Annotated in this window: 27 protein-coding genes; 9 read left to right on the top strand and 18 right to left on the bottom strand. The window is 73.7% G+C overall.

Annotated features, from left to right (window positions below):
* The first annotated feature begins 151 nt into the window (after positions 1-151).
* The gene (locus tag V6U88_RS29450; RefSeq protein ID WP_442934719.1) at positions 152-1,003 is read left to right on the top strand and encodes a hypothetical protein; all 852 of its coding nucleotides are present in this window, start codon (positions 152-154) and stop codon (positions 1,001-1,003) included.
* A 13-nt stretch (positions 1,004-1,016) separates the two neighbouring features.
* Here the strand turns inward: V6U88_RS29450 and V6U88_RS29445 are convergent, their stop codons facing one another.
* The 5 genes from V6U88_RS29445 to V6U88_RS29425 form a co-directional block, all read right to left on the bottom strand.
* Positions 1,017-1,559, bottom strand: coding sequence for an ATPase (locus tag V6U88_RS29445; protein ID WP_334458141.1), 543 nt, complete (start codon positions 1,557-1,559; stop codon positions 1,017-1,019).
* A gap of 130 nt (positions 1,560-1,689) precedes the next feature.
* Entirely contained in the window at positions 1,690-2,136 is a 447-nt protein-coding gene (locus tag V6U88_RS29440; RefSeq protein WP_154937697.1) for a response regulator, read from the bottom strand.
* 68 nt (positions 2,137-2,204) lie between these two features.
* Positions 2,205-2,549 carry an STAS domain-containing protein gene (locus V6U88_RS29435; protein ID WP_334458140.1) on the bottom strand — a complete coding sequence of 115 codons (345 nt, stop codon included), beginning with the start codon at positions 2,547-2,549 and terminating at the stop codon, positions 2,205-2,207.
* A 90-nt stretch (positions 2,550-2,639) separates the two neighbouring features.
* Entirely contained in the window at positions 2,640-3,686 is a 1,047-nt protein-coding gene (locus V6U88_RS29430) for a cobalamin B12-binding domain-containing protein (protein WP_334458139.1), read from the bottom strand.
* Positions 3,683-5,449, bottom strand: a complete 1,767-nt coding sequence (locus V6U88_RS29425) for a PP2C family protein-serine/threonine phosphatase (protein WP_334458138.1) — start codon at positions 5,447-5,449, stop codon at positions 3,683-3,685. The genes V6U88_RS29430 and V6U88_RS29425 overlap by 4 nt, the downstream gene beginning before the upstream one ends.
* Positions 5,450-5,661: 212 nt before the next feature.
* Between V6U88_RS29425 and V6U88_RS29420 the strand changes: the two genes are divergently transcribed.
* Positions 5,662-6,060: an STAS domain-containing protein gene (locus V6U88_RS29420; protein ID WP_334458135.1), complete on the top strand. Its 399-nt coding sequence runs from the start codon at positions 5,662-5,664 to the stop codon at positions 6,058-6,060.
* Positions 6,061-6,104: 44 nt separating this feature from the next.
* Entirely contained in the window at positions 6,105-6,455 is a 351-nt protein-coding gene (locus V6U88_RS29415) for an STAS domain-containing protein (protein WP_334458133.1), read from the top strand.
* 65 nt (positions 6,456-6,520) lie between these two features.
* Here the strand turns inward: V6U88_RS29415 and V6U88_RS29410 are convergent, their stop codons facing one another.
* Positions 6,521-6,835 carry a hypothetical protein gene (locus V6U88_RS29410; protein ID WP_334458131.1) on the bottom strand — a complete coding sequence of 105 codons (315 nt, stop codon included), beginning with the start codon at positions 6,833-6,835 and terminating at the stop codon, positions 6,521-6,523.
* A gap of 185 nt (positions 6,836-7,020) precedes the next feature.
* On the opposite strand from V6U88_RS29410, the gene V6U88_RS29405 reads away from it, so the two are divergent.
* Together V6U88_RS29405 and V6U88_RS29400 are read left to right on the top strand one after the other, a co-directional pair.
* The gene (locus V6U88_RS29405) at positions 7,021-8,001 is read left to right on the top strand and encodes a DUF2267 domain-containing protein (protein WP_334458129.1); all 981 of its coding nucleotides are present in this window, start codon (positions 7,021-7,023) and stop codon (positions 7,999-8,001) included.
* Positions 8,002-8,191: 190 nt separating this feature from the next.
* The gene (locus tag V6U88_RS29400; RefSeq protein ID WP_334458126.1) at positions 8,192-8,983 is read left to right on the top strand and encodes a spermidine synthase; all 792 of its coding nucleotides are present in this window, start codon (positions 8,192-8,194) and stop codon (positions 8,981-8,983) included.
* A gap of 88 nt (positions 8,984-9,071) precedes the next feature.
* Here V6U88_RS29400 and V6U88_RS29395 read toward each other — a convergent pair whose 3' ends face one another.
* Together V6U88_RS29395 and V6U88_RS29390 are read right to left on the bottom strand one after the other, a co-directional pair.
* The gene (locus tag V6U88_RS29395; protein ID WP_334458124.1) at positions 9,072-10,370 is read right to left on the bottom strand and encodes an NAD(P)/FAD-dependent oxidoreductase; all 1,299 of its coding nucleotides are present in this window, start codon (positions 10,368-10,370) and stop codon (positions 9,072-9,074) included.
* A 110-nt stretch (positions 10,371-10,480) separates the two neighbouring features.
* Complete coding sequence (locus V6U88_RS29390; protein WP_334458122.1) at positions 10,481-12,628, bottom strand: amylo-alpha-1,6-glucosidase; 2,148 nt, start codon at positions 12,626-12,628, stop codon at positions 10,481-10,483.
* Positions 12,629-13,232: 604 nt separating this feature from the next.
* On the opposite strand from V6U88_RS29390, the gene V6U88_RS29385 reads away from it, so the two are divergent.
* Positions 13,233-14,906 carry a recombinase family protein gene (locus V6U88_RS29385; protein WP_334458120.1) on the top strand — a complete coding sequence of 558 codons (1,674 nt, stop codon included), beginning with the start codon at positions 13,233-13,235 and terminating at the stop codon, positions 14,904-14,906.
* Between the two features lie 144 nt (positions 14,907-15,050).
* Here the strand turns inward: V6U88_RS29385 and V6U88_RS29380 are convergent, their stop codons facing one another.
* From V6U88_RS29380 to V6U88_RS29360, 5 genes are all read right to left on the bottom strand, one after another.
* Positions 15,051-15,572, bottom strand: coding sequence for a GNAT family N-acetyltransferase (locus V6U88_RS29380; protein ID WP_334458118.1), 522 nt, complete (start codon positions 15,570-15,572; stop codon positions 15,051-15,053).
* Positions 15,573-15,639: 67 nt separating this feature from the next.
* Entirely contained in the window at positions 15,640-15,933 is a 294-nt protein-coding gene (locus tag V6U88_RS29375; RefSeq protein WP_334458116.1) for a DUF6510 family protein, read from the bottom strand.
* A 17-nt stretch (positions 15,934-15,950) separates the two neighbouring features.
* Positions 15,951-16,685 (bottom strand): ferredoxin reductase, encoded by a 735-nt coding sequence (locus tag V6U88_RS29370; protein WP_334458114.1) that lies wholly within the window; start codon positions 16,683-16,685, stop codon positions 15,951-15,953.
* A complete protein-coding gene (locus V6U88_RS29365) occupies positions 16,682-17,272 on the bottom strand; it encodes a sulfite oxidase-like oxidoreductase (protein WP_334458154.1) in 591 nt (196 codons plus the stop codon). Before V6U88_RS29365 ends, V6U88_RS29370 begins: the two co-directional genes overlap by 4 nt.
* A 126-nt stretch (positions 17,273-17,398) precedes the next feature.
* On the bottom strand, positions 17,399-18,418 hold the full coding sequence (locus tag V6U88_RS29360) for a TerC/Alx family metal homeostasis membrane protein (RefSeq protein WP_334458112.1): 1,020 nt from the start codon (positions 18,416-18,418) through the stop codon (positions 17,399-17,401).
* Positions 18,419-18,676: 258 nt separating this feature from the next.
* Between V6U88_RS29360 and V6U88_RS29355 the strand changes: the two genes are divergently transcribed.
* Positions 18,677-19,843 (top strand): CaiB/BaiF CoA transferase family protein, encoded by a 1,167-nt coding sequence (locus tag V6U88_RS29355; protein ID WP_334458110.1) that lies wholly within the window; start codon positions 18,677-18,679, stop codon positions 19,841-19,843.
* A gap of 26 nt (positions 19,844-19,869) precedes the next feature.
* Here V6U88_RS29355 and V6U88_RS29350 read toward each other — a convergent pair whose 3' ends face one another.
* Positions 19,870-20,283, bottom strand: coding sequence for a DUF2267 domain-containing protein (locus V6U88_RS29350; protein WP_334458108.1), 414 nt, complete (start codon positions 20,281-20,283; stop codon positions 19,870-19,872).
* Between the two features lie 153 nt (positions 20,284-20,436).
* On the opposite strand from V6U88_RS29350, the gene V6U88_RS29345 reads away from it, so the two are divergent.
* Positions 20,437-20,706: a DUF2795 domain-containing protein gene (locus V6U88_RS29345; protein WP_334458106.1), complete on the top strand. Its 270-nt coding sequence runs from the start codon at positions 20,437-20,439 to the stop codon at positions 20,704-20,706.
* Between the two features lie 49 nt (positions 20,707-20,755).
* Positions 20,756-21,409 carry a DUF1345 domain-containing protein gene (locus tag V6U88_RS29340; protein WP_334458104.1) on the top strand — a complete coding sequence of 218 codons (654 nt, stop codon included), beginning with the start codon at positions 20,756-20,758 and terminating at the stop codon, positions 21,407-21,409.
* A 226-nt stretch (positions 21,410-21,635) separates the two neighbouring features.
* Here the strand turns inward: V6U88_RS29340 and V6U88_RS29335 are convergent, their stop codons facing one another.
* From V6U88_RS29335 to V6U88_RS29320, 4 genes are all read right to left on the bottom strand, one after another.
* On the bottom strand, positions 21,636-22,295 hold the full coding sequence (locus tag V6U88_RS29335) for a hypothetical protein (RefSeq protein ID WP_334554399.1): 660 nt from the start codon (positions 22,293-22,295) through the stop codon (positions 21,636-21,638).
* A gap of 41 nt (positions 22,296-22,336) precedes the next feature.
* Positions 22,337-23,308, bottom strand: coding sequence for a pirin family protein (locus V6U88_RS29330; protein WP_334458101.1), 972 nt, complete (start codon positions 23,306-23,308; stop codon positions 22,337-22,339).
* A gap of 140 nt (positions 23,309-23,448) precedes the next feature.
* Complete coding sequence (locus V6U88_RS29325; RefSeq protein WP_334458099.1) at positions 23,449-24,384, bottom strand: hypothetical protein; 936 nt, start codon at positions 24,382-24,384, stop codon at positions 23,449-23,451.
* A gap of 54 nt (positions 24,385-24,438) precedes the next feature.
* On the bottom strand, positions 24,439-24,579 hold the full coding sequence (locus tag V6U88_RS29320; protein WP_334458097.1) for a hypothetical protein: 141 nt from the start codon (positions 24,577-24,579) through the stop codon (positions 24,439-24,441).
* Positions 24,580-24,738 lie beyond the last annotated feature (159 nt).

The following is a 24,738-nucleotide window of genomic DNA, read 5'->3' as shown; positions in this document are numbered from 1 at the left end:
TTCTTTCCGACATCGAGGATAAGTAGGACTGACGAGGTCGACACCATTCCTGACCCACTGGCGGAAATGCCCGGTCGGATCATGGCAAATTGTGGCGCATGCCACCAATGACCTCGATGGCAAGCGGCCGCCGGCTCTCTAGCCTCGGCGGGTGCCTCCCCACAGCTCCTCTCCCCAGCAGACGCCCGAGACCCCGCCGGGTGCCCGTCCGGGCGATGCCACATCGGACGAACGGAGGATCGGCCGGCACCGCGCTCCCGAGCCGCCCCGACGCGGGGCGCGCGCCGCGCTGGCCTCGACCCCCGCTCGGGTGGCCCTCGCCGGGACGGTGACCTGCTGCCTCGGGCTGGTGGCGTTCGCCGGGACGCACGACACCGGCCGGCGCGGGACGCCGGTCGCCGAGGTGCTGGCCGACCGGGCCGAGGCCGCCGACCGCGCCTCCCGCTCGCTGGACCGGGCCGCCTCGCCCGTCGCCGTCCCCGTCACGCAGATCCCCACGGCCAGCCCGGCTCCGTCGGCCACCCGGCAGCCCAGGCCGAAGCCGAAGAAGCCGGCCATACCGACGCGCCCCCGGCCGGTCGCCGGACTCACCCAGGCACAGATGGACAACGCGAAGGTGATCGTCGACGTCGGAGTCGCGATGAAGGTGCCCCGACGCGGCCTGATCGTCGCCATCGCCACCGCCATGCAGGAGAGCAACCTGTACAACCTGGCCAGCGACGTGCTGCCCGAGTCGTACGACCACCCGCACCAGGGCAGCGGCTCCGACCACGACTCGGTGGGGCTGTTCCAGCAGCGCCCGAGCAGCGGCTGGGGCACCGTGGCCCAGCTGATGCGCCCCGCGTACGCGGCCCGGGCGTTCTACGCCGCGCTGCTCGAGGTGCCCGGCTGGCAGGAGCTGAGCGTGACCGCCGCGGCCCAGGCCGTGCAGATCTCGGCGTTCCCCGACGCGTACGCCCCGCACGAACCGCGGGCCACCACGGTGGTGGCGGCGCTGACCTGAGCCGCCCCCGCGCTCAGGCCACCCGGGTGCCCGGCTCGGGCCGCTGGGCCGACACCTCGGTCGCGCCGTCCCGGGTCGCCGGCACACCACCCGTGGACGCGGCAGCGGTGGGCGTGTCGGCCGGCACCGCCTCGCCGGCCGCCCCGCCCAGGATCTGATCCACCCGGGCCTCGCGACGGCGCCGCTCCTGCAGCACCGCCTCGAAGTCGCGGCGGGCCTGCATCGCCTCGGCGTACACCCGCTCACGGAGCTGCCGGGCCTCCTCGCGCGCGGCGTCCAGCTCGCTGCGCGCCTGGGCCAGGAGCTCGGCGGCCTCCCGCTCGACCGCCGAGGCGGCACGCCGGGCGGCCGCTGCCTCGTCGTCGCTGGGCGTACTCTGCCGGTCCACCAGACCGCGCAGTAGGGTGGCCTCCTGCCGGATCTGGTCCCACTCCCGCCCCGCGCCGGCCGCGACCTCCGCCCGCGCCGCGAGCCGGGTCAACCGGACTCCCAGCTCATCCAGGCAGGAATCGACCTGCCGCTGGTCGTAGCCGGTCTCAACGACGGAGAACCTCATACTGTCGCCCCCCAGGCAGCTGGTACGTCTTTCCCCGGTTCGATCCTCGCGGGTGCCGGTCGGCGGCGAGGATGTTCGGGAAAAATGTTCAGCAACTGAGCGCGACCCGGGGGTCGGGGCCGGCGGGCGGTCAGGAGCGCTTGGGGAGCACGACCACCCGGCCGAAGAACTCGTCGATGCGGCGGACCACGTCGTTGAAGTCGTCCAGGTCGATCGGCTTGGTCACGTACGCGTTGGCCTGCAGGGTGTAGCTGCCGACGATGTCGGTGTCCGCGTTCGAGGTGGTGAGCACCACGATCGGGATGGTCCGCAGGTCCTCGTCCTGCTTGACCTCGCCGAGCACCTGGCGGCCGTCCATCCGCGGCATGTTCAGGTCGAGCAGGATCACGTCGGGGCGGCGGGCCTCGGTGTGCCGCCCCTCCCGGCGGAGGAACTCCATCGCCTCCTGGCCGTCGCTGACCACGTCGATGACCTTCTCGATCTCGGAGTCCTCCAGGGCTTCCTCGATCATCAGCACGTCACCCGGGTCGTCGTCCACGACGAGGATACGGACGGGGTTCGCGGCACCTTGGCCCATGGGGTGTACCTGTCTCATGTCGGGCGATGGGGACCGCACGGTCACCCGCTGGCGGGGAATCTAGCCGATCAGAGGGCGTCCTGTGACGCCGGGTCCGCCATGTCCGGTTGGTACCTCAACACCTCCGCCAGGCCGGTGACCTGGAGCACCCGGTCGACGCGGCCGGTGGCTCCGGTCAGCCGCAGCCACCCTCCGTGGGCGGCGGCCCGGTTGTCGCCCCGGACGAACGCCGCGATGCCGGTGGAGTCGCAGAAGGTCAGTTCCGTCAGGTCCAGCAGCAGGTGCCGGGCCCCGTCGGCGGCCAACCGGTCGAGCGTGTCGTTGAGCTCACCGGCGGTGCTCATGTCCAGCTCACCGACGAGCCGCAGGCACACCCCGCCACCATCGCGCGGGCTCTGCGTGACGGTGAACATCAACGTCATCCCTCTCGCTCGCACCGCAGGCCGAACCTTGCAGTGGAGCAAGTATACGCAGGGTGCCGGGACGCGGCGGAACGGCCGCGGTCAGGGCCGGGTGGCGCCACGCCCCGGGAGGCCGGCCTCGCCGAGCGCCAGGAACCGGGCCGCGCGGGGGAAGTCGCGCAGCTGCCGGTGGTAGTGGCCGAGGGTCAGCCCGACCGCGGCGGCCGGCACCCCGCGGCTGGTCAGGATCTCCACCAGCCAGCCGACGAAGTCGGTGAACAGCGAGCTGTCGTCGACGTACAGCGCCGCCGCCAGGAAGTCGACGATGTACCCGAGGTCGCTGACGGTGGAGTCGAGCTGCGCCGGGGTGTAGTGCTCGACCGACGGCACCCGCGCGCGCAGGTCGGCCAGGGCCGAGTCGATCAGCTCGCCGCGCCGCTTCACCAGGCTGGCGTACTCGTCGTCGGCCAGGTGCGGCAGGTCTGCCGGGCCGACCCGGCGCAGTGCCCGCTCGTCGGCGACCAGGTCGGCGGCGCTCGGCGCGTCCGGCGCCCAGGCCACCCCCAGGGTGCGGGCCCACCGGCCGTCCTCGCCGAAGCCGCGCCCACCCACCACCACCGGTACGTCCGACCGGCGGCAGGCCTCGATCATGCGGTGCGCGTGCGGCAGCCGCATCGGCAGCGCGCAGGCCAGGGCGACCGCGTGCGCGTCGTACCGGTGCAGGTACGACACCAGGTGCGCGGCGGGCACGCTCGCCCCGAGGAAGGTCACCTGCCAGCCCCGCAGCCGCAGCACCTCCGCGACCAGCCGGGGCGGCAGGGCGTGCCACTCGCCGTCCATGCACGCCACCACCACCCGTCCCCGGGTGGCGCGCCGAATGGCGTGCGCCGCGACGGCGGCCACCACCCGCTCGCTGATGTGCGTCGCGGCGTGCTCCTGGGCGACGCTCCACTCGTTGCGCGCCCACCGCTCCCCCACCTCGGACTGCGCGGGCGCGACGAGGTCGAGCAGCACCCGCTCGGCCGGCACCCCGTCGTCGAGCAGCCGGACGGCGACGTCCGTGGCGGCGTACTCGTCCGCCTCCTCCAGCGCCTGGAGGAACTCGTGGTACGCCTGCGCCGGGTCGGCCTCGGTGGTCGGGGCGGTCACGATCGGGTCTCCCTCTCCTCGCCGGGCCGGTCCACCGCGGGTACGGCGTGCAGGTGGCGCGGCGGACGCCCGCCCGGGCCGGTGGCGCGCAGCGCCAGCACCGCGATGTCGTCGTGGTCGCCCTGGGCCAGCCAGTCGCAGGTCACCTGCTCGACCCGCTCGGCGAGAGCCGGCGCGGGCACCCGGTGGCAGCCGGTCACCGCGGTCACCAGCCGCTCCTGGCCGAACTGCTCGTCGCCGCGCCGGCCGCCGCGCGCCTCGGTCACCCCGTCGCTGTAGAGCAGGCAGGTCTCGCCCGGGTCGAGTCGCACGGTCACCTCGCCGATGCGCGGGTCCGGCACGACCCCGATCAGCATGCCGCTGAGCGGCACCGTCTCGACGTCGCCGGAGGCGCGCAGCACCAGCGGTGGCAGGTGACCGCCGCCGGCCATGGTCAGGGTCAGGCCGCCGTCGCGCTGCGGGCGGACGACGCCGAGCACCATGGTGGCGAAGCGTCCCTGGCCGTGCGCAAGGGTGGTCTCCAGCAATGCGTCGTTGAGCAGTTTCAGCAACCGGCCGGGGTGCGACTCGACCCGGTGCAGCGCCTGCAGGCACTGGCGGAGCTGGCCGGTGAAGACGGCGGCCTCCACGCCCTTGCCGGAGACGTCGCCGAGGAAGAAGACGGACCCGCCGTCGGGCAGCCGGTGCGAGCCGTAGAAGTCACCACCGATGCGCAGGCTCGCCTGCGCCGGCCGGTACGCCGTGCCCCACTGCACGCCCGCGACGGTCACCGGCTCGACCGGCAGCAGGCTGGCCTGGAGCGTGTCGGCGACCTCGGCCTGGTCGCGATAGAGCACGGCCGTGGTCAACGCGGCCCCGGCCCGGGCGGCGAAGGCCCGCAGCAGTTCCAGGTCGTCCTCGTCGTACCAGCGGGTGGCGCGGCGGGCGACCAGCAGCACACCGGCGGGAGCGTCCCGGCCGGGCAGCGGCACCACCCGGGCGGCCACCTCGCGTGCCTGAAGGCCCGGCAGCCAGCCGGCCTCCACCGCCTGCTCGACCAGCCAGTCGACCGCGTGCGGCTCGGCGCCGCAGAGCCCCTCCGCGATCGCGGTCGGCAGGGCGGCGGCGGACAACATGCCGCTGTCCACGGCCGCCGCCTCGTCCTCCGACCGCGTCGCGCGCCACCAGCGGGCCCGACCGGCCCGGGGCGCGAGCACCAGGACGGCGACCTCGGCCAGCGTGGGCACGGCGAGCCGCACCACCGCGGCGGCGGCCCGGTCGGGGTGCAGCGGGTTGCCGAGCTTCTCGCCGACGACCGCCAGGAACGCCGAGCGGGCCCGCTCGGCGAGCAGCGCGTCGGCGCGGCTGACGCTGTCGGTCACGTCCTCGACGTAGTGGCAGCTACGGGCGCCGGAGAGCGGCACCTGGCGGACCCGCAGCCGACGTCCACGGTGGCCGAACTCGCTGGCGTCGCCGGTGGCGAGCGCGGCCACGCCGGTGGCGGCCAGCGCTCGGCCGGGCACCACCTCGGGGAGCAGGCGCTCCGCGACCGGACTGAGGTGCCGCACCACGCCGTCGGCGTCGCAGACGATCAGACCCTCACGGAAGTGCTCGACCACCTCCGACCAGTCGGGCTCCGGGCGGCCACGGTCGGGCGACAGCGGCGCCAGCGCGGACCCGGGCCGGTCGGCGGCGTTGGACGAACGCGCCGCAGGCCGGGTGGCGCTCGGCGTGGAGATCCGTCCGTCGCCCGGGTCCGAGCCCCTGACGTCGGCAGCAGTCACCAGCTGAGCCCCACTCCTCATGTCGACACCCGCGGTAAGCGGAAAGGTGTGTATGTTCCAATCTCTCCGCCCCACCCTACGCCGGAGTGCGGGTACCGCCACCCCACGGCCGGGTGCGACCGCGATTCACACCAGCGGGCGGAGCCCGACCGGTGTTGTTACGATCCCGGAAAGTCCTGCCCGACCGGCAGCCTGCGGAAAGGCGTGATCGCGTGCCCCACGGGAGGAAGCCCGAGGCCACCCCGCTGAGCATGGCCGTCGACCGGTCCGACCCGGCGGCGCCCGTCATCTCGGTCGGCGGTGACCTCGCGTTCACCACCTCCGGGCCGCTGCGCACCGAGATCGACAAGGTCCTCGCCGAGCGCCCCGCGGTCCTCGTGCTGGACTTCGCCGGCCTGCTCTTCATCGACAGCACCGGGCTGTCCGTGATCGTCCACGCGTGGCGCGAGGGGCAGCAGGGTGGCACCGCCATCCGGCTGCGCGCCACCCCCCGCTTCCTGGACACCATCCTCGACATGACCGGCGTGACCGGCCTGCTGGCCCGGCCGCTGCCCGCCGCACGGACCGAGCTCCCCCCGGCCGCGCTGTCCGACCGGGCCGCCTCCGCCTGAGCCCCGGCCGTTTTCCACTCGCGGGTGGCTGGGAACATGGGGACATGGCATCCCAGCTGTTGACCATCGAGGTGACCCGGCTCGACGCCGGGTGCGCCCGGCTGCGGCTGACCGGTGACCTGGACTTCGACAGCGCGCCGGAGCTGGTCGCCGCGGCCGCCCAGGCCCGCGCCGCGGGTCACCGCGAGCTCGTGATCGACCTCGCCGGCGTCGGTCTGTGCGACTCCTCCGGGCTCAGCGCATTCGTGGTGATCGGTCGCGGCGACGCCGGGCCGCTCCGGCTGGCCGGCGTCAACCCGCAGCTGCAGCACCTGCTGGACCGCACCGGGCTCGCGGAGCTGCTGGCGGTGGAGCACCCGCCGGCCCGCGCCGACGAGGCGCGCGAGGCCGGCTGAGGGAGCCGCCCCGGGCGGGGTGGCCCCCGACCCTGGGACCAGGGGTCGGGGGCCGGGAGGAGTGTCTAGGTGGCGACGGCCGGTTGCAGCCGTGGCCCGTCTTCGCGCAGGTCGGCCGGGGACGGCGGCTCGGCGTCCTCCGGGGGACCGGAATCGGGCGTCTGGAACAGGTACCGGACGAAATCCCCACCGACCTCGTTGACGTCCGATCCGGGCCACTGGCCGGCGCAGTCCACGCCCACCACCTCGCGGCCGGAACCGTCGGTCTCCTCGAGCAGCGCCCACAGGCTCACCGGGTAGCAGCGGGTCGCGTCAGGGCCGACCTGCCACCGGGAGTACCAGCCGGGTCGGGCGGGGACGATCTCGACGATCCTCTTCATGACGACCTTCCCTTCCGCGTTCCTCGGAAGACCTCCGGTCCGCCCCGATCGTGCGGCCCGGGCGGGTGAGCGCCCCTCACCCCCGGCGAGTGAACCCGCCGACCGGGTTCGGCCCGTTACCTTCCGCCGGGCGGCGGGAACGCGACGGCGGATGAGGTGAACCCCGACAGGAGCGAGGTGCGAGCATGCGCAAGCAGATGGAGGGCGACAACAAGCGCCGTCGGGCCCTGGCACGGCAGGCCCGCGAGCAGGGCCGGCAGCCGAGCGAGACCGGCAGCAGCCTGAGCGCGTCGAAGCAGCTCACCAGCCTGGAGCGGGGTCGACGGGCCGGTCCTATGCCGGCCGGCGTGCACAAGCCGGACACCACCCGGGGCGGCCCCGCGCCGCCGGTGCCGACGGTCCCGGCGGTGGCGACCCGGCCCCTGCCCGACTCGGACCAGGGCACGCCCCGCGCGGAACGAATGGCGTACCGCGAGCTGGTCGACGAGGTGGGCCGGCGGGCCGGGGTCGACTTCTCCACGGCGAAGGTCGCCGCCGAGGCCACGGTGCTGGCGCTGGCCTGGGCGCTGGAAGAGGCCGAGCGGGAACGGCTGCTCGCGGCGGTGCCGGTGAAGTTGCACGACGTGGTGCCGGTGGACGGCATCGAACGGCACCAGGACCTGCCGGGCTTCCTGGCCGAGGTGGGTCGGCTCAGTAGCCTCACCCCGGAACAGGCCCGTTACCAGGCGCAGGCGACCCTGGCCGCGCTGGCCGACCACGACGGTGAACTGATCGAGTCACTGGACGTGCCGGACGGGCTGCGTGACCTGCTCACGCCGCCGGCGCCCGGCGGTGGTCTGGTCGGCCCGCACAGCGCCGCCGCCCCGCTGACCGAGGCGGAGCTGCGCGCTGCCCTGAACGACCTGCCCTACTGGTCCAGCGACCGGCGGTCGCTGGTGCGGACCATCGAGCTGCCCGCCGACAACCTCGACCGGGTGCTCGACCGGCTCGACCTGCTGCGGGTGGAGACCGGCCGCGGACCGCAGATCGGCCGGCCCGACCCGGAGAACGCGGTGCTGACCGTCCGCAACCGCTCGGTCGACGCGGTCACCGCCTCCGACGTCGACCTGGCGCACCTGGTCGACGACGCGATCGAGGAGGTCGGCGCGGGCATGGCCGGCGGCTGACCCGCCCCGAGGCCGGGTCGGAGGGCGATGCGCCCTCCGACCCGGCCGGCACGCCTCCCGGCCCGCCACGGCACGGACGGTGCCGCATCACCGGGTGGCGAAGGACGACCCGGCACCCGTCACCGGTGCCGGAGGACGATCATGTGGCCCCACCCGTACACCGAGGCCCGGCCACGGCTAGCGTGCCGGCATGGACAGCGAGGCGGACGACCGGCTGGAGCTGGTCGTCGACCCGGCCCGCCGGACCGGGCGCACGCTGCTCGCCGGGGGCGTCGCCCAGTCGTACGTCGACGTGGCCGACCCCCGTCACCTGCACTTCGAGTACGTCCGGCGGATGGCGGCCCTGGTCGACCTGGCCGCTCCCCCGGGACTGCCCCTGGCCGTGCTGCACCTGGGCGGCGGCGCGCTGACCCTGCCCCGGTACGTGGCGGCGGCCCGCCCGGGGTCGGCGCAGCGGGTCGTCGAGCGCGACCCCGCCGTGGTCCGGCTGGTCACCGGGGAGCTGCCGCCGGTCCCGGAGGTGGTGCTGGAGGTGGCCGACGCGCGGGACGCGGTCACCGGGTCGGCACCGGACGGGTACGACCTGGTGCTGGCCGACATCTACCGGGCGGCGCGGATGCCCGGGCACGTCGCCGGCGTCGAGTTCGTGGCCGAGGTCGCCCGCACGTTGCGTCCGGACGGCGTCTACCTGGTCAACGTCACGGATCTGCCACCGCTGGTCTTCACCCGGGTGCAGGTGGCGACGCTGCGCGCGGTCTTCGCCGACGTCTGCCTGGTGGCCGACCGGCGGATGCTGCGCGGACGCCGGTACGGCAACGTGGTGCTGGCCGCCGCGCACCGCCCCGGCCGCCTTCCGGTGCGCCGACTCGCCGCCCGGGTGGCCGCCGACCCGGTGCCGGGCGGAGTGCTGCACGGGCCGGACCTCGACGCGTTCGTCGGCGGTGCCCGCCCGGCCACCGACGCCGGCCTCGGCATCGCCTGACGACGTTCGTCCCCACCGGGGACCGCTCACTGTTCAGGCCCACCGTGCCGGTCGGCCCGGGCGACGTCTGCGGCCGACCCCGCCGAGGTCACCGGCGGACCGGCACCTCCGGCGACGAACTCTCCAGCGGTACGGCGTTCGCCGGCACCAGTCCGAGCTGGGCCGCCGAGCGGGGCAGCGCGGCGTCGAGCAGCCAGTCCGCTCCCACCCGGGTCCGGTTGCCGGGCATCGCCAGCAGGTGGTAGCCGCGGGTGACCGCCTTGGCCGTCAGGCCGGCCAGCGGCACCTGCAGCGGGTTGGCGGCGGCGTCCTTGCCGCCCAGGTCGACCACCCAGCCGAGGTCGTGGTGCTTGTACGGCTTGCGCTTGCCGTGCCCGTACGAGGCGGCGATGTTCTGCGCGGCGAGCTTGCCCTGCCGCTGGGCGTGCTGCGCGGTCATCGTGCAGATCTCGCCGGGGCGGGTCAGGTCCGGCACGGCGGCGGCGTCGCCGCAGGCGTACACCTCGGGGAAGCCGGGGACGTTGAGGTACTCGTCGGTCACCAGCCGGCCCTTCTCGGTGCGCAGTCCCAGCTCGGCGACGAACGGGTCGGGGCGTACGCCGACGCACCAGACCAGCGTGCAGGTCGGGACGTACTCGCCGTCGGTGAGCTTGACCCCGTCGGCGGTGGCCTCGGCGACCGAGGTGCCCATCCGCACGTCGACGCCGCGCCGGCGCAGCACCCGGTCGGCGGTCTGGGACATCCGCCGGTCGAGCTCGGGCAGCGGCCGGGACGCCACGTCGAGCAGCATCCAGCGGGGCCGGACGTTGAGCCGGGGGCGCTGCCGGCGCAGCGCGTCGGTGAAGAGCTGCCCGTGGGCCGCCACCTCCGTGCCGGTGTAGCCGGCGCCGACCACGACGAACGTGGACCGGGCCCGCTGCTCGGCCGGGTCCTCGGCCTGCTCGGCGAGCTCGATCTGGCGGATCACGTGGTCGTGCAGGTAGACCGCCTCGGGCAGGCCGCGGAAGCCGTGCGCGTACTCGGTCACCCCGGGGATCGGCAGCAGCTTGTTGACGCTGCCCACGGAGAGCACCAGCCGGTCGTACGCGATCTTGCCCTGGTCCCCCTCGGGCTGGGTGAAGCCGACCCAGCGGTTCTGCAGGTCGACCCGGTCGGCCTCGCCGACGACGACCCGTACCCCGTCGAGGGTGCCGCTGAGCGGCACCGAGATCCGCCTCGGCTCCACGACCCCGGCCGCCACCTCGGGCAGCAGCGGCAGGTAGAGGAAGTAGTCGGTGGAGTTGAGCACCACGATCTCGGCCCGGTTGCGGGCGATCCGGCTCAACGTCTTCGCCGCGTGGTAACCGGCGAACCCGGCCCCCACGATCACCACACGAGGTTTCGTCATGCCCGCTGCCGTTCCCGTCGCCCCGCCGGACAAACGTGCCGGCCGGCCCGCGACCTGCGCGGCGGCACGGCGGCCGGAGCCGCGACCGGCGCGGCGGCAGCGCGGGTCGGTCAGGCGTCGCTGAGCCGCACGTACCCGCTGCGCCCCACCGCCTCGATCTCCCAGCAGTGGCCGAAGGCGCGGACCCGCTCGCTGGCGATCCGGCCGATCTCTGCGGGGATGTCCGGGTTGAGCGTCAGCCGCCCGTCCACGGGCTGGAGGTCCAGCATCGCCCGGACCAGCGCCAGCGGGGCGCCGGCCGCCCACGCCTGCGGGCTGCACGCGGTCGGGTACGGCACGGCGAAGAGCAGGCGCTCGCGGTCGAACCCGCTCATCGCCTCGGGCAGCCGGTAGCCGAACTGCTCGGCGGCCTCGATCAGGGCCAGGCAGATCCGGTTGGCCTCCTGCCGGTAGCCGTAGCGGACCAGGCCGAGGGCGGCCAGCGAGTTGTCGTGCGGCCAGACCGTGCCGAGGTGGTACCCGAGCGCGTTGTAGAGCCGCTCCTCCCGCGACAGGGTACGGATGCCCCAGCCGGAGAACATGTCGTCGGACATCAGCTGGCGCACCACCGCCTCCGCGCGATCGGGCGGGACGATGCCGCTCCACAGCAGGTGGCCCATGTTCGAGGTCTTCGCGTCGACCCGGTTCTTGTCGCCGTCCAGGCCCACCGCGTAGTAGCCGCCCCGCTCCGGGATCCAGAAGTCGCGGTTGAACCGCTCGTACAGGGCCGCCGCGTCGGCACGCAGCCGACGGGCCAGGCCCCGGTCGGCCAACGGGCCGTCGGCCAGCTCCGCGAGGCGCACCTTGGCGTCGTACGTGTAGCCCTGCACGTCGCAGGTGGCCAGCGGCAGCACCGGGATGCGCCCGTCGGCGAAGCAGACCCCGTCGGGCGAGTCCCGCCAGCACTGGTTGCCCAGCCCCTCGGGCGAGCGGGTGGCGTACTCGACGTAGCCGTCACCGTCCCGGTCGCCGTACTCGTCGATCCAGCGCAGCGCGGCCAGCGCGTTGTCCCGCAGCAGCCGGACGGTGTCGTCGTCGCGCGTCCACCGCCAGTACTCCGAGAGCAGGATGAGCCAGAGCTGCGTGGCGTCGGCGGTGCCGTAGTACGGCCCGTACGGCTTCAGGCCGGTGCGGGTCAGCTCGCCGCTGCGCACCTCGTGCAGGATCTTGCCGGGTTCCTCGTCGGTGAAGTCGTCGCATTCGGTCCCCTGCAGCCGGGCCAGCCCGAGCAGCGCGCCCTTGGCCAGGGCCGGCCCGGCGACCAGGGTCTGGTACGCGGTGATCAGGGTGTCCCGGCCGAAGACGGTGAGGAACCACGGCAGCCCGGCGCCGGGCAGCATGATCCGCTGACCCTTGACCTCGAGGTCGAGTCGGAGCGCCGACACGTCGTCCCGGGAGCGCCGGGCGATCCGTTCCAATGCCTCGTTGTCGCTGGTCAGCACCGCCCGCTCGACCGTCCACCGCCGCAGCGGGTCATCCGCCCGCCGGTGGATGACGTCGGCGATGTCGCCCCGGACCGGCTCCACCACGCCGAGCCCTGGCGGCAGGGGCACGTGCAGGTCGACCTTCCAGCCCTCGCGCGACGGCAGCGTGAAGTCCCACACCAGCTCGTCGCCCTCGAGCCGGTCGGCGGGCACCGAGCACCGGACGCGGGTCTGCGCGCCGAACTCGTCTCCGGCGTAGGAGAAGCACAGCTCACCGGGCCGGTGGTCGCGGGTGATGCGCGCAGAGCGGTCCTGCACGACGGACTTCACCTCGAACAGGTCGGCGAAGTCCGCGTCGACCGCCAGCCGCAGCTCCACCCGGACCGGTTCCGGCCGGAAGGAGAACAGCTCCACCCGCTCGTGGAAGCCGTCGCCGACGTAGCGCAGCCGCCGGATGCCCAGGCTGTCCGGGGGCAGGCCGGGCAGCTCGGGGTTGGTCAGCACGTACTGCGCCGAGTAGTGGTCGATGGTCTCGGCGCGCAGCACCAGCAGCCGGGCGCCGTTGACGGTGAGCACCCATCGGCTGAGCAGTCGGGTGTCCAGGTGGACCAGGCCGCCGATGCTGCCCGGCGGCACGTCACCGGTCGAGTCGGAGTACATGAAGGTGGGCCCGCTGAGCACCGCGAGCGAGCCGGGGCCGAGCTCGGGCGGCATGGCCCGCTGGTTGCCGGCCTCCCGGGCCGCGGTGCGCACACCGGGGGTGGGGTCGGCCGGGGTGGGTCGCACGGCAGGCATGTCACCCACGGTAGGAACGCCGAGGTGGGCCGGCATCACCCGCACCGGATGAATCCGAACGATCCACGACGATAAATATGGACAGATCCCCCATGCGGTGGTGAGGATGCCGTCATGGGAGCACACGAGAGCACCGGCGACCGGCCCACGAGGTCCACCCGCCGCACCTTCCTGTCCGCCTCCGCCGTCGCGACCGCCGCCACCGTCGCCGTACCGCTGACCACCGGGCCCGCCGCCGCGCAGGCCGCCCGGCCCGCCGGGCCCGGCCACCCCGCCCGACCCCAGACCCCGGACCGCGAGCTGCGCGCCCTGCTGCGGGAGGTGGACCGCGACCGGATCGAGGCCACCGTCCGCCGGCTCGCCGCCTTCGGCACCCGGCACACCCTGTCCCGCCAGGACGACCCGGTCCGGGATGGAGCTGACCCGGGTGATGGCCACCCGGCGCAGCGAGGCCATCCTGGTCTTCGCCACCGTGGCCGGCGAGGAGCAGGGCCCGTACGGCTCGGCATATCTGGCCAGGCAGCTCAGGGCCGCCGGGGGCCGACGTGCAGGGGATGTTTGCAATGCGTTCCATGTTCTACCCTGAACTTGTACAGTGATCTTCATGCTTGACCCCGCCGGCCTGCTCCTACGGCCCACCGAAGACCTCGACGGCCTCACCGTGCTGGGTGACCTTGCGCGGGACCAGATGGGCCTCACCCTGCTGCCCTCCCACGCTCAGTCCTTCGCGGGGATGCACGTCGCCATCTACCTGCGCATCTCCGACGACCGGAACGAGGACGAGGGTGGCGTGCGCCGGCAGGGTGGGGACACCGTAGGGCACGTTCTAGTACGAGGCGCTAGCCAGATCACCTTCTACGTTGAGAACGATACGTCGGCGTTCAAGAAGAAGCGGATCACGCTGATCGACCCCGAAGGCTTCCGCTACTACGTGTGGCGTGTGATCCGGCCCCGCTGGCAGAAGATGCTGACCGCCCTCCGCACTGGCGCGCAGCAGGGGGTGGCCGTCTACAACATCGACCGGCTGGCCCGTGACTCGCGGGATCTTGAAGACGCGATCGAACTGGCCGAGTATTACAAGCGCCGATTCGAGGGGGTCAGTGGCTCGCTCGAACTGAACACCGACGACGGCCGGGCGATGGCTCGGGTCATGGTGGCGATGGCGAACAAGGCCAGCGCTGACATGTCGCGCCGGAACAAGCGCAAGCACCAGGAGTTGGCCGAGCAGGGCATCCCGGTTGGCGCCCATCGCCCCTTCGGCTGGCTGGCAGACAAGCGCACGCTCGACCAGGCCGAGTCTGAGGAGATCCGCCAGGCCGTCGACAAGATCCTGGCCGGCGTGACCCCCACGGGCGTGATGCAAGACTGGCACGACCGGGGAGTGCTGACCCCCCGCGGCAACACCTGGAAGTGGTCGCCCTTCCTGTCGATGCTGCGCAACCCTCGGCTGTGCGGGCTGCGGGCGAGGATGGTGCGGACGCCGGACGCCGCCGGCCGGTTGAGCGACCACTGGGAGGTCGTCAAGAGGCCGGACGGCACCGAGGTTGTCGGACAATGGGAGCGGATCCTTACCCGAGACAAGTGGGACGCGCTGATCGCGCGGATCGGCGAAAGGGCGAAGCCGGCCCTGGACTACCAGGTGGGCGGCAATCGCAAGTACCTGCTCTCTGGGTTGGTCCGGTGCGGCAAGTGCCAGCACCACCCCCGCATGACGGGCGCGAGCAGCGTGGTCCGGGGCGAGCGCTACTTCCGGTACCAGTGCGACAGCAAGCTCGACGGGGGATGCGGGAGCAACACCCGGAGTATGCCGAAGGTCGATGCCCTGATCCGCGACCTGGCGTTCGAGCACCACGACAGGCTGTCCGATGGCGAGCCCGTCACTGAGCCTGACTCCGACGACAGGGAGCGCCTGGAGGACATCGAGGAACTGCTCCAGGAGCTGTGGGCGCAATGGAAGCACCCGAACAAGAGCCAGAGGCTGCCGGGGAAGGACTACTTCGCCATGCGGGCCGAGCTAATTAAGGAACGGGACGAATTGCTGGCCGCCCGTTCGGTGGTCGAGAACCGGGGGGCGTCCGCGGACCAGGCGAGGGACGTACGCAAGGGCTGGGACAACCCGGCCACCACGATCCACGAGAAGCGCGCATTCATCGAGCGGTACATCGAGGCGGTCATCATCCTGCCGATCGAGCCGGTGTGGAACGAGAAGCTGGGCCGGGTGGTCAGGCCAGGGTCGAGGCTGTTCAACGAAGACTTGATCGAGGTGGTGCCGCGGTAGGAGCGGGCCGGAAGCACGAAGAACCTGCAGCAGGATGCTGGGGTTTTCCTATGCGGCTTGCAGCCCGGGGGGGTCGGCGTCCGCCGCGCCGGCGCCGGCGCGGGGCACGCTCCCGGCGGGGTCCGCCACTCGTGGCCGGCACGGTCACGCCGGGGCGGTGACCGCCCAGCGCTCGTGGTCGCGCCAGGCCCCGTCGATGAAGAGGTAGTCCGGCGAGTACCCCTCCAGCCGGAAGCCGAGCTTGCGGGCGACCCGTCTCGACGGCTCGTTGCCCGGCTGGATGTTCGCCTCCACCCGGTGCAGGCCCAACGTCTCGAAGGCGTGCGCCAGCACCAGCCCGATGCCGGCCGAGGCGTGCCCGGTCCCGCGGTACGGCAGGAACGCGGCGTAGCCCATGAACCCGCCGCGCAGCGGCCCCATGATGATCCCGCTGATGTTGACGTAGCCGGCGATGTCCCCGCTGGGCCGGTCGCAGATGAGAAAGCTCTGCTGGTCCCGGCGGCGCGCCTTGGCCAGGTACGCGGCGAACTTCTCGGCGGTGTCGGGGGCGCTCAGCCAGGGGTGGTGCAGCTCGCGGCTGCGGCGGGCGGCGGCGACGAACTCGGCCTCGTCGCCGGGGCGCGGGCGTCGGATGCCGACCGGGCCGGCGCTGCGCAGGTATCTCACGCGGGACCACTCTGGTCCCGACGGCCCGTCCTGTCCACCGAGCGGCCCCGGCCACCCTGCGGCAGCGTCAGCCGGGGCGGTGGTAGGTGGGTTCCGCCGGCATCGGCACCTGCAGGAAGGTGGCGCCGCGCAGGTCCAGCCAGGCCTGGTCGGGCGCCCGGACGAGGCGCAGCATCACCTCGGCGCAGACCGGGCAGCGGGCGACCAGCCCCGGCGCGTGGGAGAAGACGTGCAGCCCCGCCATCGGGCCGAGCGACCCGCACGACTGGCAGCGTGCGGTCGCCGTGCTCAGGTCGAAGGCGAACAGCTCGCGCAGCGGACCGTCGAGCATGTTGCCGTCCACGTAGGACATATCGGTCATCGGGCCTCCTCGGAGGTTCAGGCGGTGGGGCCGAACCGTTCGGTGCGTACCCGTCGGCTCTGGTGACCCAGGCCCACCAGCAGGTCCGCCACGGTCTCCACGAAGCCGGTGGGGCCGCAGACGTAGCAGAGCGGTTCGAGATCAGGCGGCCAGCCGTGGGTGTTCACGTCCACCAGGCCGATCCGGTGCGGCGTGCCCCGCCACCCGTCGGGCGCCTCCCGGGTGTACACGTACGCCACGTCCAGGCCGTGGTCGTCGCGGGCCCGGCGGCGCAGCTCGTCGGCGTAGATGACGTCGGCCGGGGTGCGCACGGAGTAGATCAGCCGGAACGGCGTCCGGCTGCCCGCGTCCCGCCGGGCCCGGACCATCGCCATCAGCGGCACCACCCCGGAGCCCCCGCCGACCAGCAGCACCGGCGCGGTCTCGTCGGTCCGCCAGACGAAGTACCCGCCGAGCGGACCACGCAGCTCGATCGGGTCGCCCTCGGCGTAGGTGTCGAGCAGGTACGGCGATACCTCGCCGTCGGTCACCCGCTGCACGGTCAGCGCGATCCGGTCACCGTCGGCCGGCGCCGCCAGCGAGTACGACCGGGCGGCCTGGTAGCCGTCCTCGGCGGTCAGCCGGATGTCGACGTGCTGCCCGGCCAGGTGCGCGGGCCAGCCGGGCGTCTCCAGGACCAGGGTATGGGCGGACGGTGTCTCGACCCGGCGCTCCACCAGCCGGGCCACCCGCCACGTCAGGGGCGCGCTCAATCGCCGGCGTAGCGCTGTTCGCGCCACGGGTCGCCGTAGTCGTGGTACCCGGCGGTCTCCCAGAACCCCGGCTGGTCGTCGACGAGCAGACGGAGGCCGCGCACCCACTTCGCCGACTTCCAGAAGTACAGGTGCGGCACCAGCAGCCGGGCCGGACCGCCGTGCTCGCCCGGGAGCGGCCCACCGTCGTACGTGTGCACCACCCAGGCCCGCCCACCGCGCAGGTCGTCCAGGGGAAGGTTGGTGGTGTAGCCGCCATAGGAGTGGGCCAGCGCGTACCGGGCGCGGGTGTCGACGCCGTCGAGCAGGGTGTCCAGCGAGACGCCCTGCCAGCTGGTGCCGAGCTTGGACCAGTGGGTGACGCAGTGGATGTCGACCGTCGGCGTCTCCTGCGGCAGGCCGAGCATCTCGTCCCAGGTCCAGCGGTACTCGACGCCGGTCTCGGTGCTGAGCACGAACTCCCAGGTGTCCAGCGGCACCCTCGGCGTCGGGCCCGCCGACAGCACCGGGAAGTCCTCCGTCAGGTACTGACCAGGCGGCAGCTCCGGCCCGCTCGGGCGGGGCCGGCCCTGGAAGCCCGGTGACACGATTCCCACCCGTCAGTCGTACCACCGTCGACGTCGCCGGCGGGGCCGTTCGGCCGTACCCCCGCCCGGACGGGCGGACGCCCCAGCCGGCGGCGGGCCGCGGTGGCCGCCGCCGGCTGGGCCGGCTCACCGTCGCTCGGTGACGACCTCGCGCTCGCCGGGGGCCCGGTCGCGGGTGGCCCGCAGGCTGGTGATGGTGACGACGACCAGCACGCCGATGATCACGCCGAGGGAGGCCAGGGTCGGGATCTCCGGGACGCCGGACCAGATGCCGTGCGCCCAGTGCAGGCCGAGCTTCACGCCGATGAAGGCGAGGATGATCGCCAGGCCGTAGCTGAGGTGCACCAGGCGGCTCAGCGCGGCGTGCAGGACGAAGTAGAGCGCGCGCAGGCCGAGCAGGGCGAAGGCGTTGGTGGCGAAGACCAGGTACGGGTCCTCGGTGATGCCGTAGACGGCGGGCACCGAGTCGACGGCGAAGACGATGTCGGTGGCCAGCACCGCCACCACGACCAGGGCGAACGGGGTGAGCGCCCGGCGGCCGTGCTGCCGGACGGTCATCCGGGTGCCGTGGTAGTCGTCGACCACCGGCATCACCTTGCGCAGCAGCCGGACCGACCGCATCTTGTTGATGTCGACCTCCTGCTCGTGCCCGGAGAGGGCGTCGCGCAGCAGCTTGATCGCGGTGACGACCAGGATGAGGCCGAAGAGCAGGAAGGCGAAGTCGAGGGTCTTCAGGGCGGCGGCGCCGAGGGCGATGAAGATCGCGCGCAGCACCAGCGCGCCGGCGATGCCGTAGAGCAGCACCCGCTGGGCCAGCACCGCGGGCACGGCGAACGCGGCCAGCAGCAGCATGAAGACGAAAAGGTTGTCGACCGAAAGGGACTTCTCGACCAGGTAACCGGTCAGGTACTCCACGCCCTGCTGTGAACCGAAACGCGACCAGATCCAGACCCCGAAGGCCAGCGGCAGGGCCACGTAGAAGGCCGACCAGCCCAGCGCCTCCCGCATCGAGACCTCGTGCGGGCGCCGGGTCACCAGGAAGTCCAGCACCAGCAGCGCGAGCACGCCGACGATGGTGACCGTCCAGAGGGTGGGCGAGCCGACCGACGACAACTCAGCGGCAGACAGGTACGACAATTCGCTCATGGAGCCTCCTCGAACACGGTGACATGCTCGAGGTCTCCTTCACCCGCTGTTTCGCGGGCAACCACCCGAGGCGTGCCGGGACGCCGTACTGACCGGAATGGTTCGTGGGAAGTACTCCCCTCGTGCGTCAAGGTTAGGTCAGGCTCATTCCGTACGCCAAGCTCTGCGGGGGCTGGTTGCCCTGACCAACCACTGTGTGCCGGCCCTCGACGGGGTCGGGGCGGGACGCGGGGACCGGGTGGGGCCTATCGTGACGCGATGACCGACGACGCCCCCACCACCCCGGTCGGCCCCCTCACCGGCGTCCGCGTGATCGAGCTGGCCGGCATCGGGCCCGGCCCGTTCACCGCGATGATGCTCGCCGACCTCGGCGCCGACGTGGTCCGGGTGGACCGCACCACCCCGGCCGACTTCGCCGGCCCCCCGGAGGACCTGCTCAACCGCAACCGCCGCTCGCTGGCCGTGGACCTGAAGTCCGACGCCGGGCGCGAGGTGGTGCTGGCCCTGGTGCGCGACGCGGACGCCCTGATCGAGGGCTACCGGCCCGGGGTGACCGAACGCCTGGGCCTGGGCCCGCAGGAGTGCCTGGCGATCAACCCGCGCCTGGTGTACGGGCGGATGACCGGCTGGGGCCAGGACGGCCCGTACGCGCACGCCGCCGGCCACGACATCGACTACCTGGCGCTGACCGGCGCGCTGCACGGCATCGGCCGGGCCGGGGAGCGCCCGGTGCCGCCGATCAACCTGCTCGGCGACTTCGGCGGCGGCGGGATGATGCTGGCCCTCGGCATCGTCGCGGCCCTCTACGCCGTCCGCGCCGGCGCGCCCGGCCAGGTGGTCGACGCCGCCATCGTGGACGGCGTGTCGGTGCTCAGCACCCAGGTCCACGCGCTGCGCCGGTTCGGCATGTGGCAGGACCAGCGCGGGGTCAACCTGCTCGACGGCGGCGCGCCGTTCTACGACACGTACGAGTGCGCCGACGGGCGGCACCTGGCGGTCGGGGCGCTGGAGCCGCGCTTCTACGACGAGCTGGTCCGGCTCACCGGTTTCCCACTCCCCGGCGACGAGGCCCTGGACCGGCTCGACCCGGCCAACTGGCCGGCGCTGCGCGAGGCGTGGGCGCGGCTGTTCCGTACCCGCACCCGGGACGAGTGGACCGAGCTGCTGGCCACCTCGGACGCCTGCGCGGCGCCGGTGCTGGACTGGCGCGAGGCGCCGGAGCACCCGCACCTGCGGGCGCGCGGGACGTTCGTGACACACGACGGGGTCGTCCAGCCCGCGCCGGCACCCCGGTTCTCCGCCACCCCCACCTCGGTACGCCGACCCCCGCCCCGACCAGGCGAACACACCGACGAGCTGCTGGCCGAGGCCGGCTTCGACGCCGAACGGATCGCCGCCCTGCGGGCCGCCGGCGCGGTGACCTGAGCCGGCCGGTCCCCCGCCTGCGTCGGTCAGGCGCGGCGCAGCACGCTCGCGCCCGGGGTGAGCGCCGGTTCCACCATCTCCCGGTAGTCGCGCGGCAGCTGCGTCACCAGGTCGTCGAACTCGCCGCCGGTGACCGCCTCCCGCAGGGTGCAGAAGACCGCCTGGACGGCTTTGCGGGCCGCCGCCTCGTCGACCCCGGCCCGCTGCCCGACCCGCGCGACGAACTCGGCGGCGCCGAAGCGCTGCGCCGCCTCCAGGCTGGGGCTGGGCTTGAGGACCAGCTGCAACGGGGTGGGCAACTGGATGGCGAGGTCGAGCACCTCGCCCCCGGTCAACCGCTCGGCGAGGGTCTCCAGCGTCGCGTGGGTCAGCTCCACGGCCCGCTCGGAGCCGGTCCGGGTCCGTCGGGCGATTTGGTCGACGAAGGTGTCGTAGTTCATCGGGGCTCCCCCTTCGGCGTCGGAGGGGACGCGTACCCGGCCCTGGTCGCCGGAAACGACAGCGATTCCCCGCCGGGTCGGTGCGTGACCCGGGGCCGGACGGGTAACCGCCGCCGGTCGTGACCGGATCGAGGCGGCGAGGGAGCTCACGCCATGGCGAGTTACACCGACGTCCTGCAGTACCTGTCCAGCCTGGACTACCCGGCGGAGAAGGACGACGTGGTACGCGAGGCCGAACGGGAGGGCGCCCCGCCGGAAGTGCTCAAGGCGTTGCGCGCGCTGCCGCCGGTGGACTACGCCAACGGCAACGAGGTGGCCCGTTCCGCCGGCATCGACGCCGCCCCGGAGCTGAGCCGGTCGCAGCGGGCCGCCCAGGCCCGGGAGCCGCACACGCGGGTCTCGCAGCACCTGCGCCGCATCTGAACCGCCGGCGCGCGGTGCGGGCAGCCACCGGGTCGCCGAGGAGCGGCCCGTGACCGCTCGGACGCCGGACCGGCACACCCCGGCCGCCGTCCAGCTCACCGTGATGGGCGTGGTCGGGTTCTGCGCCGGCGGGCTGTTCGCCGCGCTGGTCTCCCCCGGCCTGGCTCCGCTGGTCGGCTGGGACGCCGCGGCGGTGAGCTGGCTGCTACTCGTCTGGCGGACGCTCTGGCCGCTGGACGCCCGCCGCACCGCGGCGCTGGCGGTGTACGAGGACCCCAACCGGGCGGCCCGGGACGTCCTGCTGCTGGTCGCCTGCCTGGCCAGTCTGCTGGCGGTCGCGCTGGTGCTGACCAACGCGCGTACCGCGCAGCCGGGCGCCTACCGGGACGCCTCCGGCGCGTTGGCCATGCTCAGCGTGCTGCTGTCCTGGTTCGTGGTGCACACCGTCTACACCGCCCGGTACGCGCGGATCTACTACACCGGACCCGACGGCGGGGTGGACTTCCACCAGCCCGGCAAGCCCTGCTACGTCGACTTCGCGTACGTGGCGTTCACCATCGGGGCCACGTTCCAGGTCTCGGACACCAACCTGACCAGTCACGAGATGCGCCGGACGGTGCTGGGGCACGCGCTGCTGTCGTACCTGTTCGGGGCGATCATCATCGCCGCGACGGTGAACCTGCTGGCCACCCTGGCCCGGTGAGAGCCCTCGCGACGCCCGGAAACAGGCGGGCGCCCCGGGTCACGAACCGCGACCTGGGGCGCCACGCGTACCTGTCCCTGGCGGGTCCACGCCCGAACCGGGTCGCGTACCGCCAAGCGGTGGATGTTCGCCCGAACCGGGCGGGCATCACTGCCACGATCATCATACGATATGACATCACCCGTACGGCTGATTTTCCCGAGAGTGTGGGCCACGGCACCCGCGCTCAGCGGGTCACCTCGGCGTACCGCTGCTCCAGATCCACCCGGGCGAGGGCGCCCACCAGCCAGGCCAGCCGCTCCGACTCGCCGCTGCCGGCCAGCTCGGCCAGGTCGTCGGCGGAGCGGCCGAGCCCCAGCCGGCGGGCGGCGGTCAACGCCCGCTTGTCGGCCACCGGCGCGACCTCCCGCCACAGCGCCTGCGTCTCGCGCAGGAACAGGTCGACCACCTGGTCGTCCACCCCGGGCAGCGTGGTCAGCAGCTCCCGTTCCCGGCCCGGGTCGTGCCCGGCCGACGCGCGCAGCCGGCGCAGGTCGCCCCGGTACCGCTCGACCACCACGCGGGCCAGGTCGCCGAGGAGGTTGGCCAGTTCGTCGACGTCGCCGCGCTGACCGGCCTCGCGCAGCACGCGCACCCGGTCGGCGTGCAGCGAGCGGGCCAGCCGGGCGGCGCTGTCCCACCCGTTGTCGGGCAGGGCGTGGGCGCTGTCCAGGGCACGCCGGAAGTCACCCCGGCGAGCCAGCAGCACCGCCAGGCAGAGCAGCTGGAACAGGCTCGACGGGTTGTTGGTCACCCGGAAGCCGTACTGCTCGGCGAAGCCACGACCGTCACCGGCGAGCCGACGTACCAGCCGCTTCCTGTCCTCTGTCGTCACACTGCGGGTCATGCCCCGCGACTACCCACCCCGACGGTGGACACGCCTGCCGGTCAGCCGCGGACGTCGCCGCGACGGTCGCGCGCCTTCAGCCGGGTGGTCGGCATCTCCGGGGCGGGCAGCGGCGGCGCGGTGTCGTCGGCGACCACGCCGAACCGCCGGCCGGCCATCCAGTCCTCCCGGGCGGTCGCCACCTCCTCGTGCGACCGGCCGACGAAGTTCCACCACATCACCAGCGGCTCCTCGAACGGCTCGCCGCCGAGCAGCATCAGCCGGCTGCCCGCGTCGGCCCGCAGGTCCAGCCGGTCCCGCCCGGCGCCCAGGTAGAGCAGCGCGCCCGGGGCCAGGTCCAGACCGTCGACCTGCGCGGCGCCGGACATCGCCAGCAGGCCGTACTCGAAGTCGGGTCGCAGCGGCAGCGTCGCCTGCGCGGCGGCGCGGGCCTCGAGCTGCGCGCCGAGCAGCGGGGTGTGCACCACGGCCGGCGAGCGCTCGCCGCGCAGCTCGCCGACGAGCAGGGTAAGGTCCAGCTCGCCGTCGCGCCAGCGGGGCAGCTCGGCGTGGTGGGCGAAGTCGGCCGCGCCGGCCCGCGCCGGATCCGGCAGCGCCACCCACAGCTGCACGCCGTGCATCACCGGAGGGTGTGTGGCCGGCGACCGTTCCGAGTGGGCGATGCCGTGGCCGGAGGTCATCACGTTGAGCTGGCCGGCGCGGATCGGCTGGACGTTGCCGAGGCTGTCCCGGTGCACGATCTCGCCCTCCAGCAGCCAGGTGACCGTCTGCAGGCCGGTGTGCGGATGCGGCGGCACCTCCATGCCGGGCCGCTCGGCGACATCGTCCGGGCCGAAGTGGTCGACGAAGCACCACGCCCCGACCAGCCGGCGCTGCCGCTGCGGCAGCAGCCGCCGCACGGTCGTGTAGCGCCCGAGCGGCACGTCGTGACCGGGCAGCAGCACGCTGCCCGGATCGACCGGGGCCACGCCGGGTGGTCGGGTCTGTGCCGGCAACGATTCGGTACGGTCCACGGCCCGACTCTATGCCGCCGACGACCCCGCCCGCCCAGGGTGGCCCGGTTCGCCCCTCACCAAGCCCGTGACCTGCACGGACGCCCCCGCTGTGGCACAGTCGTTCGGCAAGCGAGGCCGGCAGCCGGGGGCGAGTGCCGCTAGTCGGTGCCGACGGTGACGCGGTTGGCGCCGGCGACCAGGTCGACGTAGACCCGGTCGACCGAGCGGTCCCAGTTCGGCGAGCTGATGATCTCCCCGGCGGCGACGCCGTCGCGCCGGTCGTCGTACACGGTGACGCCACCGGCGCCGGCGGCGGCGCGGACCCGTACCGGGGGGCCATCCGGCGCCCGGATCGTGAACTGGTTGACGCCGCCGGTCATCCGTACCGTCAGGGTGCCGACGGTGGGCGGCAGGTCGAGGTCGACGCGGGCCGCGCCGCCGATCAGGTCCACCCCGGCCAGCCGGGCCCTCCCGAGGTCGAGCTGGTGCAGGCTGACCCCGCCCACCAGGCGCAGCCGCCACACCAGGCGGGCGTTGAGCACCACGTCGACGGATCCGTTCCCGACCCGGCCGCTGTCGGCCAGGCGCAACCGCACCCGGTCCCCGAGCACCTCGGGCCGCGGCACGACCGCGGAGTCACCCGGGCTGCTGATCCGGTAGAGCTCGTCGCCGAGGTCCTCGGTGCGCAGCCGGAACGCGCTCACCCCGTCGGCCAGTTCGAAGGTCGCGCGGCGGCGGCCGGCCACCGGCGCGGTGAGCGCCTCCTCGGCGGCCGCCTCGGCCGCCCCGGCACCGCCCGGCTCGGCGGCGAAGGTGACCGACGGCGCCGGCCCGCGGCCGCCGGAGAAGGCCACGCCCAGCCGGTCCGGGTTGGCCAGGGTGACGGCCACCGCGAGCGCGCCGAGCGCCAGCACCACGATCGCGGCGGCGGTCAGCAGGCGGGTGCTGCGCGGCCAGGACGGGCGGTCCGGCGGTGGCTCGTCGGCCGGCTCGCCGGTCACCACCACGACCGGCTCGGGCCGCTCCCCCGCGCCCTCCACGGCCGGTTGCTCGCTGCCCGTCGTCGGACGGTCGTCCCGGCCCGCGTCCGCCATGTGCTCCCCCTTCACGGTCCCCGCCCGGCAGTACGTAACCCGACGCCGACCGGATCACTCCTGCGCGAGCCAGGCCGGCCGCCCCCACGCACCGCTGGCCGCCCGCCGCACCCACCATCCCCGCTCGCACCCCGCGTTGATCATGAAGTTAGCGGCGGTGTGGATCTCCTCCACTGCCGCCAACTTCATGATCACCGGGGGGTGGGTGGGGGTGGATATGCCGCTGGCCGGCACCCCCGTGGGGGTGCCGGCCAGCGTGTCGTTTACGTGCGGTCAGTTGTTCCAGTGCTTGGCGACGAGGTCGGCGGCCTGCTGCTCCCACTGGGCGTAGTGGAAGGGGTAGGCCGAGACCTG

The sequence above is a fragment of the Micromonospora sp. CPCC 205739 genome (genome assembly GCF_036906795.1).
GTDB lineage: Bacteria > Actinomycetota > Actinomycetes > Mycobacteriales > Micromonosporaceae > Micromonospora.
Note: the sequence above shows the minus strand (reverse complement) of the source record. Positions and strands in the feature narration are given on the sequence as shown.